The sequence below is a fragment of the Brevundimonas abyssalis TAR-001 genome, assembly GCF_000466985.1.
GTDB lineage: Bacteria > Pseudomonadota > Alphaproteobacteria > Caulobacterales > Caulobacteraceae > Brevundimonas > Brevundimonas abyssalis.
In genome coordinates this window covers 1-7755 of sequence record NZ_BATC01000087.1, presented here as the reverse complement: position 1 = coordinate 7755, position 7755 = coordinate 1, and the positions used below count along the sequence as shown (strand labels likewise).

Sequence of the window (7755 nt, the reverse complement as noted above, 5' to 3'; positions counted from 1 at the left end):
GGGGATCGCGGTCAGAAAACAGCCTTCAGACCGACGGTGTAGGAGGGGCCGTACTCCTCGTACTGAACATTGACGTTGCGGCTGCCGCTGAAGCTGTACAGCGGCTCGTCGCCCAGGTTGGAGCCTTCGAAGAAGATCTGGACGTTGCGCGTCACGTCATAGGCGGCGGTCAGGTCGATCTGCAGGTGGTCGTCGATGTAGACGTCGAAGGCGGGGTCCTCGGGGTCGCCCACCTCGTCCAGGATGCGGTCGCGGTAGGTGGCGGCCAGGCGGGCCGAGAAGCCGTATTTCTGGTAGCCGATGGAGAGGTTGGCGGTGTTCTCGGCCTGGAACGGCAGGGGCGCGGTGCGCTCGCCGCCGTCCGGCAGCGGGATGCCGCCCTCGGCGTCCACCCAGGTGTAGTTGGCCGCCAGCAGCAAGCCGTCAAAGGGCGAAGGCAGGAAGGTCAGGCCCTGTTGCCAGGCCAGCTCGATGCCGAAGATGTCGGCGTCCGAGCCGTTGACGAAGGTCTCGTAGGCTTCAAAGCCTCGTAGCCGGTCGTGCCGCCCAGATCGATGGCGTAAACCGGATCCTGCAGACGCTTGAAGAACAGGCCCGCAGACAGCAGTCCCACGTCGCCCGGATAGTATTCGATGGACAGGTCGATGCTGTCGGCGCGGGTGCGTTCCAGGTCCACATTGCCGAACTCGGCCTCGACCTCGCCGTCCTCGATCTCGATCAGGCCCGCGGGGCGGTTCTGCTCCAGGATCGGACGCACGACCGAGCGGAAATAGGCGGCCCGCAGCAGGGTGCGCGGGCTCAGCTCGTAGCGGGCGTTCAGGCTGGGCAGGACGTCGGTGTAGCTGTCCTCGACGCTGATGGCCGTCAGGGTCAGGGTCCCGGCGTCCTCGTCCAGGGTGACCTCGTTGCCCCGGGCGCTGTACTCGGTGTGCTCGATGCGCACGCCGCCGGTCAGGGTCAGGGCGCCGATGTCGGCGCTGGCCATGCCGTAGCCGGCCCAGATGTCCTCCTCGACCTCATAGTCCTCGACGTTGGAGTCGATGAAGCTGCCTTCCTCGTCCAGGTCGTCATTGAAGGCGGCCTGGTTGGCGCGCACGAAGGCGGCCACGGCCTGGGGATCAGCCTGGGGCGCGATCAGGCCCAGCGGATAGTCGATGTCGCTGTTGAGGAAGTCGGCGATGGTGGCGTCCATGTCGGCGCCGCCATAGACGTTGATGTCCAGGTCCGACATGCGGTCGCGCATGCGGGCCTTGAGGCCGAACTTCAGGAAGCCGGGATTGTCGCCGAAGAAGGTGTCGTGGGTCAGGTCCACGCGGGCCGACCACTCGCGATCCTCGGTGACGCCGCTTTCGAAAATGGCTTCGTCCAGCTCATAGCGCGAGGCGTCATTGAAGCCGGCCAGATCGTTGGTGATGATCAGGGGACGGCGCGGGTCGTCCAGGTTCGAGCCGACCAGGGTCCCCGTGCCGGAATGATCGGCCACGAAGATGAACTCCACATAGTCGGGGTTGTCCTCGCCCGCCTGGGCGTAGGCCAGCTGATACTCCAGCAGGTTCGAGCCGAAGCGGTTCTCGCCGCCGAAGGCCACCGAATAGATGGTCTGGGTCTCTTCACGGTCGCTGACGTAGGATTCCACTTCCTGATCGGCCAGAAGGAACTCGCGCTCGGAGCCGGAGACGATGTTGGCGCCGTTATCGGGGTTGGGCTCGAAAATGGACCCGCCCTGGACCTCGTCGTCGGCGAACTCGGAGTAGAGGGTGCGCAGGTAGAGGCTGGCCGTGTCGCTGAGGCGCCAGTCGAAATTCAGGGCCGCGCCCAGACGCGTGCGGGCCAGCACATAGTCGCGCGGCTCCAGCTCGACCGGGAAGATCGTGCCGCCATCCTCGTCCAGTTCGCCCGAGCCGTTCTCGATGCCGTCCGAGCCCAGTTCGCGGTCGAACCAGCTGAACGAGCCGGCGATGCCCAGCTGGCCGGTTCCCACATCATAGATGTTGGAGGCCGACAGGCCGATGCGGGGCGATATCTCCTCGCGCAGGGTGTTGTAGCTGCCTTCCGCCGTGAAGGTCCCGCCGAAGCCGGCGCGGTCGAAGGCGGTGGCGGATTCGATCTGCACCGCGCCGCCGATGGTGTCGGCGTCCATGTCCGGGGTCAGCGACTTGACGATGGTCAGGCTGGACAGCAGCTCGGCCGGGATCACGTCCAGGGCCACCTGGCGCTGATCGCCCTCGGCGCTGGGCACGCCCACGCCGTTGATGCTGATGCTGTTCAGATTGGGGTTGGCGCCCCGGATCGAGATGAACCGGCCCTCGCCCTGGTCGCGGTTGATGGAGACGCCCGGAATGCGCTGGGCCGCCTCGGTCACGTTCTGGTCCGGGAACTGGCCGATGAAGTCCGACGAGACGCCGTCCACCAGGTTCGGCGCGTTGCGCTTGCGGTTCAGGGCCGTGGACAGGTTGGCCCGCGTGCCGACCACCAGGATGTTCTCCACCGTGGTCACGTCGGCGCCGATGCGCACATTGACCACCGCGCCCGATCCCGGCGCCACCTCGACCGTCTCGTCCACCACGCCGGCGCCCACATAGGTGGTGCGCAGGGTGTAGGTTCCCGGCGCCACGCCGTTGATGACGAAGCGACCGTCGGCCCCCGTCACCGCGCGCTGGCCGGTCTCCACCAGAAGAACCTCGGCGCCGCCGAAGAAGGCGCCCGCCTGCTGGTCGCTGACCCGGCCGCGCACGACGCCGTCCTGGGCCTGGGCCTCGGCCGGCGCGGCGGCCAGGAGGACGACGGGGCCCGCCGCCAGCAGGGCGAGGGCGGCGACGCCCGCGCGCAGGATCGAAGCGGAACGAATGCGGGTGGTCTTCATGAGGTCTGTCCCCCGACAGCTGGGTCAATGCGGGAAGCGGCGCGTGGAACGCCAGCGCGCCGTGTTCTGGGGGGGTTGCTATGCAGGCTTGATGACACCTGGCCCGTCATCAAGATGACGGTTAGATGACACGGGGCGGGTTGTGGGCGGGGCGTTGTTGTAATGCGACACCGCCCCGCGTTATTCGACAGAGGTGGCGGGACACCAAGAACTGGCTGCCACGAATATTAGTCCGTTTACGGACGATATCGCCGGAGATCATGATGAAGACGCTTTCGCTGACCGCCGTGGCCGCGGCCGCCTGCTGGCCGCCTGCGCCACGGCCGAGGATGACGGGCCCCAGGGCATGGAGGCGATCGGCGATCCCGCCCGCGCCGTGCCCGTCGCCGGCGAGACCCTGGTCACCACCGATCCGGAAGTGGACGCCGATGATCCGGCGCTGTGGGCGGACGCCCGCGACCCCTCGCGCGCGGTGATGTTCGGCACGGACAAGACCGACGGCCTCTATGTCCACAATCTGGACGGTTCGGTGCGCCAGTTCCTGCCCTCGGGCCAGTTGAACAATGTGGACCTGCGCACGGGCTTTCAGGTGAACGGCCGCGAGATGGTTCTGGTGGGCGCCACCAATGACACGCCGGGCGGGGCGGGCATCAATTTCTACCTGTTCGATCCCGACACCCTGCAGACCGTGGATTACGGCCTGGTCTCCATCGGCATGGACGAGCCCTACGGCTTCTGCATGGGCCGGCGCGGCGACGAGGTCTATGCGGTGGTCACCACCAAGCTGGGCACGACCCACCAGTGGCCGGTCTCCGCCGGACCGGACGGCCCCGTGCTGGGCGCCGAGCGGGTCCTGACCCTCGGCAGCCAGCTGGAAGGCTGCGTCGTCGATGACGCGGCCGACACCCTCTATGTGGGCGAGGAGGACGTGGCCCTGTGGCGCTATGACTTCGATCCGTCGGGATCCGGTCAGGCCGTCGAGATCGCCCGCGTCGACTACGAGCGTTTCAAGGACGACATCGAAGGCGTCACCCTCATGCGCGACGGCGGCGAGGCCTTCCTCATCGTGTCGAGCCAGGGCGACAGCACCTTCCCCGTCTACCGGATCGAGGGCGACGAGCACGTCTATCTGGGGCGCTTCGCGGTGGTGGCTGCCGGCGATGTGGACGGCGTTCACGGCACCGACGGTCTGGACGCCTGGTCGGGGCCCATCGGCGGCTTCCCGAACGGCCTTCTGGCCATCCATGACGATCAGGAAGATTCTGGCCCGAACCAGCAGAACTACAAGTTCGTGGACTGGCGCGAGGTGCGCCGCGCCCTGAACTTCTGAGGCGACGGGGGGCGGTGGGATGACCCGCCGCCCCTCCACACCTCAGTCCTTCGACAGGTCGAAGCTGTCGATGACGCCGCCGTCGGTGTCGATGGCCCGGTAGGTCAGGGTTCCGGCGACGGGATCCACCTGGATGATCTGATAGGTGCGGGTGTTGACCGCGCCGAAGGCGGCGAAGTCGGGCAGGCCCTGCTCGTACATCTTGGTGCCCGACACCGCCACCAGATAAACCGTGCCGTGCTCGCCCTCGGCCGCCGGCTCATGGCCGCGCATGGGCACGGTGCGCATATAGGCGTGGTCGTGGCCCTGGAAGGCGATGTCCACATTGTGCCGGTCGAAGATCGGTCCCCAGGCGTCGCGCAGCGGGTAGTTATCCCGGCCCGGACGCGAGGCGTAGAACGGGTGGTGGTAGATCACCACCTTCCAGCGGGCGTCGCTTTCGCCCAGCACCCGGTCCAGCCAGTCCACCTGCAGCTCGGGCTCCACCAGGTCGTAGTTGGAGTCCATCACCACCACCAGCAGGTCCTGATAGGTCACATGGTAGGTGCGGCCCGGGTCCAGGGTCTCGGCGCCGTTGGCCGGCAGGGCGAACTGCTGGAGATACAGGGTCGGGTGGCCGCCGTGGCTGTCGTGGTTGCCCAGGGCCGGGACCACCGGGGTGCGGTCGAACACCGTGGAACCCTCGTGGAAGAACTGGTCCCAGTTGTCCCGCTCGGTGCCGTGGTCGATCAGGTCGCCGGCGATCATGTAGAAGCGCGCCTCGGGGAAGCGGCCGTCGGACTGACGGATCAGGTCGCCCCATTCGTCCAGCCCGTTCTGGGGGTCGCCCAGATAGACGAAGGCGTAGGGCTCGCGCCCGCGTCCGCCGCGGTGCGGAAGCGGCGTCGCTGGGTCCAGGTCTGGCCGTTGTCGGCGCTGACCGCGTACTCATAATCCGTGGCCGGAGTCAGGTCGTCCAGCCGGACCCGGTGCAGGCGGATGTCGGGGTCGTTGACGATCTGGCGGCTGGTCAGGGCGTCGGCCCGGGACGTCAGCATGCGGCCCGCCCCGTCGTCGCCCGCGGGCGCCAGCCACAGGAGGGACTCATCCACCGTCTCGTCGGTGCGCCACTGCACCGTCACCCCGGTGCGGGGGTCGTCCTGCCAGGTCAGCTGCAGATGGTCGGGCGTGGCGGACGACGGATAGTCGGTGGCGCGGAAGAAGCCCACCATGCGCGAGACGAACTCCCAGCTCTCGAAGCTGCGCAGCACGGGCAGGCCGTCCAGTTCGGCCGGCAGGGCGTTGAACCAGTCGTTGTCGTCCACATAGGGCGCGCCGTCCTCGCGGGCGATCTGCACGTCGGCGCCCGGGATCAGCGGGGTGATGACGACCGTCCCCTCGCCCCCGGCGGGCGCGGCGAAGACCACATAGGGCTTCATCTCCCCCGACAGGCTGGGCACGCCCAGATTCACCTCGCCCGCGGGCACGGCCTTCTCCCAGACGTGGAAGGGATCCTCCACGTCGACCACGAAGTCCAGGTCGGCCCGGCGCTGGAAGCCCAGGTCGGCGAGCCAGAAAGGCGTCTCGCCCCAGGTGCTGTCGAAGGCCACGAACAGGCGCGCCGGGCGGTCCACGGTGAAGCGGGCGAAACCGGTCGAGAGACGCTCGCGCTCCTCCGCGTTCAGGAAGGCCGCGGCCGTCTCGGGCGCAGGGCCAGACGCTCGTCGGGCCCCATCTCGCGCACCATGCGGTCCAGGATGTCGGAGACATAGCCCTCGAGGGCGGCGTGGGGCGAAGCGGGCGCTCGATCGTCGTGGGCTGAAGGGCCAGCGCAGGCGTCTGCGAAAAGGCCAGGCCCGCCGACAGGGCGAGGGCGAGAAGAAGCTTGCGCGACATGGTGCGGCGTTCCTGAACAAGACCGCGCATGGACGCCGGCCATCGTGAGGGGATGGCCCATGGTGACGCCTGTGTATGACAGGGGCGTGTCGGCAGGGTTGAAATGCGCAGGGGACGGAGCAAGGGGGTCTGGCGCCGAAAACAAGAAAGGCCCGGCGTGAACCGGGCCTTCTTCGTTTTGACTGGAGCGGGCGAGGCGATTCGAACGCCCGACCCTCACCTTGGCAAGGTGATGCTCTACCCCTGAGCTACGCCCGCGCTCTCAGTCGAGGGCGGGCCTATAGCCGAGCGCGGGCGGGGGCTGCAAGAGGGGATCGCCGAAATTCGGAAATCCCGTCTCGAAACGCGCCCAAACATGCGCTCAGGCAGCGAGCATCCGCGACGCGAGCGGTAGCGCTCTTACCGGGGCGCCAGCCGGATCCCGCCGTCCAGACGGATGCATTCGCCGTTGATGTAGGTGTTCTCGGCCAGGTGCAGGGCCAGGGCGGCGTAGTCGGCGGGCGTGCCCAGGCGCTTGGGGAAGGGGATCATGGCGGCCAGGGCGTCCTGAACCTTCTGGTCCATGCCCGCCATCATGGGCGTCCACATGATGCCCGGCAGGATGGTGTTGACCCGCACGCCCTCGTTCATCAGGTCGCGGGCCATGGGCAGGGTCATGGCGTAGACGCCGCCCTTGGAGGCCGAATAGGCCGCCTGGCCGATCTGGCCGTCCTGGGCCGCCACGCTGGCGGTGTTGACGATCAGGCCGCGCTCGCCGTCGTCCATGGGGTCCAGGGTGACCATGCCCGCCGCCGACTGGGACGCCACGCGGAAGGTGCCGAACAGGTTGACCGTCACCGTCTTCTCGAACTGGGCCATGTCGTGGGCGCGGATCTCGCCGGTGTCCTTCTTGCGCGACACGGTCTTCTGGCCGGTGGCGATCCCCGCACAATTGACGGTCAGGCGCTCCTGGCCGTGGGCGGCGCGGGCCTTTTCGAAGGCGGCGGCCACCGAGGCGTCATCGGTCACATTGACCTTGCAGAAGACCCCGCCGATGTCGGCCGCGACCTTTTCGCCCGCTTCCTCGTTCAGGTCGAAGATGGCCACCTTGACGCCTTTGGCCGCCAGGGCCCGTGCCGTGCCTTCGCCCAGGCCCGAGGCTCCGCCCGTCACCACCGCTGCGATCGAACCATCCAGTTTCATGGCATTCGTCCTATATCTATGTTGAACCCTTGATGTGGGGCGAGGATTTAGACGCCATGACGCAAAACGCCAAACCGTCTTCAATTGAAACGCCCGAAGCGGTGCTGGAGCCGTCGCGCGCCCTGGTCCCCACCGTCATCCGCACCAACGCCGAGCGGGTGCGGCGCGGCTTCTGGCCCAAGATCCGGCGCACGGCCACGCGCATCCCCTTCGCGCGGGAGGCGGTGGCCGCCTGGCACGCCGCCCGGGATCCGGAGACGCCGTTCCGCGCCAAGGCCATGATGCTGGCGGGGCTCGGCTATTTCGTCATGCCGGTGGACGCCATTCCCGACGTCTTCGTGGGCATCGGCTTCACCGACGACGCGGCGGTGATCGCCGCCATGATCGCCCTGGTGGGCTCCAACATCCGCGGCCGCCACTACCAGTCGGCGGAACAGACGTTGGAGGCCATGCGCGAGGAGTGACCGGCCCGTCTCCTCCCCCGCTTGCGGGGGAGGGGGACCAT

7 protein-coding genes and 1 tRNA gene are annotated in these 7755 nt (G+C 67.9%); 2 read left to right on the top strand and 6 right to left on the bottom strand.

Annotation, left to right across the window (positions count from 1 at the left end; translation table 11 throughout):
- Positions 1–11: 11 nt before the first annotated feature.
- The gene (locus MBEBAB_RS18165) at positions 12–467 is read right to left on the bottom strand and encodes a TonB-dependent receptor domain-containing protein (protein WP_277905900.1); all 456 of its coding nucleotides are present in this window, start codon (positions 465–467) and stop codon (positions 12–14) included.
- The gene (locus MBEBAB_RS14095) at positions 446–2863 is read right to left on the bottom strand and encodes a TonB-dependent receptor (RefSeq protein ID WP_045319430.1); all 2418 of its coding nucleotides are present in this window, start codon (positions 2861–2863) and stop codon (positions 446–448) included. Before MBEBAB_RS14095 ends, MBEBAB_RS18165 begins: the two co-directional genes overlap by 22 nt.
- Before the next feature lie 193 nt (positions 2864–3056).
- On the opposite strand from MBEBAB_RS14095, the gene MBEBAB_RS14090 reads away from it, so the two are divergent.
- A complete protein-coding gene (locus MBEBAB_RS14090; protein WP_021698660.1) occupies positions 3057–4193 on the top strand; it encodes a phytase in 1137 nt (378 codons plus the stop codon).
- 42 nt (positions 4194–4235) lie between these two features.
- Here the strand turns inward: MBEBAB_RS14090 and MBEBAB_RS14085 are convergent, their stop codons facing one another.
- The 4 genes from MBEBAB_RS14085 to MBEBAB_RS14070 all read right to left on the bottom strand — a co-directional run bounded on the left by MBEBAB_RS14085 (position 4236) and on the right by MBEBAB_RS14070 (position 7250).
- Entirely contained in the window at positions 4236–4982 is a 747-nt protein-coding gene (locus MBEBAB_RS14085; protein ID WP_242397184.1) for a metallophosphoesterase family protein, read from the bottom strand.
- On the bottom strand, positions 4982–5806 hold the full coding sequence (locus MBEBAB_RS14080) for a fibronectin type III domain-containing protein (protein WP_021698658.1): 825 nt from the start codon (positions 5804–5806) through the stop codon (positions 4982–4984). Before MBEBAB_RS14080 ends, MBEBAB_RS14085 begins: the two co-directional genes overlap by 1 nt.
- Before the next feature lie 445 nt (positions 5807–6251).
- A tRNA-Gly gene (locus MBEBAB_RS14075) sits at positions 6252–6326 on the bottom strand.
- Positions 6327–6467: 141 nt separating this feature from the next.
- Positions 6468–7250 (bottom strand): SDR family oxidoreductase, encoded by a 783-nt coding sequence (locus MBEBAB_RS14070; protein ID WP_021698657.1) that lies wholly within the window; start codon positions 7248–7250, stop codon positions 6468–6470.
- 56 nt (positions 7251–7306) lie between these two features.
- Between MBEBAB_RS14070 and MBEBAB_RS14065 the strand changes: the two genes are divergently transcribed.
- Positions 7307–7714, top strand: coding sequence for a YkvA family protein (locus MBEBAB_RS14065; RefSeq protein ID WP_045319432.1), 408 nt, complete (start codon positions 7307–7309; stop codon positions 7712–7714).
- Positions 7715–7755: the final 41 nt, after the last annotated feature.